1 protein-coding gene and 1 pseudogene are annotated in these 1,267 nt (G+C 63.1%); both read right to left on the bottom strand.

Annotation, left to right across the window (positions count from 1 at the left end; genetic code table 11):
• Positions 1–165: pseudogene (locus EN935_RS42520) on the bottom strand (peptidoglycan-binding protein); the annotation flags it as partial.
• Positions 140–1,267, bottom strand: a 1,128-nt coding sequence (locus EN935_RS36390) for a HAMP domain-containing sensor histidine kinase (protein WP_164771705.1), incomplete at its 5' end; no start/stop codon positions are given. The pseudogene EN935_RS42520 and the gene EN935_RS36390, both read right to left, overlap by 26 nt.

Raw genomic sequence — 1,267 nt, 5'->3', positions numbered from 1 at the left:
CCACAAGGCATTGGCGGAAACGTAGAACAACGTCACCAGGAATGCCGTCGAGCCGCCCACCAGGACAGGATTGCGCGAGATCATGCCGCCGACGGCGACGACGCCGTCCTGAAAGGCATTGCTGCGGCGCTTGACCGCCTTAGGCTGTTTTGCGGAGCGAGCCATTTCTGTCCCCTTTCGCCATGGCCACAGGCATCGTCAGCACGCCGGCCTTCTCCGCCTGATGCCCCTTCGGTCCGTTCACCGGCAGGCTGATGGTCACCGTGGTGCCCTCGCCCGGCATGCTTTCGATGGACATCGTGCCTTCGTGCAGCGCCACCAGGCCCTTGACCAGCGACAGGCCGAGACCGGTCCCCTCGAAACGGCGGGTGTAGTCGTTCTGGATCTGCATGAAGGGCTTGCCGAGATTGGCAAAATCCTCCTCGGCGATGCCGATGCCGGTGTCCCTGACCCAGAAATGCAGGCGCGAACCGATCCGCTTGGCGCCGACGACGACATCGCCGCCATCGGGGGTGAACTTGATCGCATTGGAGACGAGGTTGATGAGCATCTGCTGCACGGCACGCTGATCGGCATTGATGTCGCCGGCGTCCGGCGCGATCTGCACCTGCAGATCGATGTTCTTGGCCTGCGCCTGCAGCTGCATCATCGACTGGCACATGTCGACCGCGTCCGCGAACCGGAACGGCTCCGGTTCGGTCGCGTAGACGCCTGATTCAATCCTGGACACGTCGAGTATCGAGGTCACGACGGCAAGCAGATGCTGGCCCGAATCCCGCACCAGGCCGACATATTCCTTCTGGCGCGGATCCTTGAAGGCGCCGAACATTTCATGCAGCAGCATGTCCGAGAAGCCGATAATGGCATTCAGCGGCGTGCGCAATTCGTGGCTGACCACCGCCAGGAAGCGCCCCTTCGCCACCTCGGCGGACGCGGCCGCCTCATTGGCCGCCGCTAGATCCTCGCGTAGCCGGGCAATCTCGTCATTCTCGCGCAGGACAAGCGTGAAGACGTCGCCCTGTTCCTCAGCTCGCACCAGATCGAGCGAGAACGGCCGATAATTGTCAGCGACCAGGCCATTGCCGTTCTGAGGCAGCCTGATGCGCAATTCGAGCCGGCGCGACAGCGCGCCGTCGCGCATGTCAGCCAGGGCGCTGAGATAGGAGACGCGATCCGACAGATGGACGCGGTCGAAGAGGCCGTTTCCGGACAGCAGTTCGGGCGGCAATTTCAAAAGCGTGCGTGCCTTTGGCGAAGCGTCCAGAAC

Source organism: Mesorhizobium sp. M7D.F.Ca.US.004.03.1.1 (genome assembly GCF_003998635.1).
GTDB classification, from domain to species: Bacteria; Pseudomonadota; Alphaproteobacteria; order Rhizobiales; family Rhizobiaceae; genus Mesorhizobium; species Mesorhizobium loti.
This window is presented reverse-complemented; position numbering and strand designations above follow the sequence as displayed.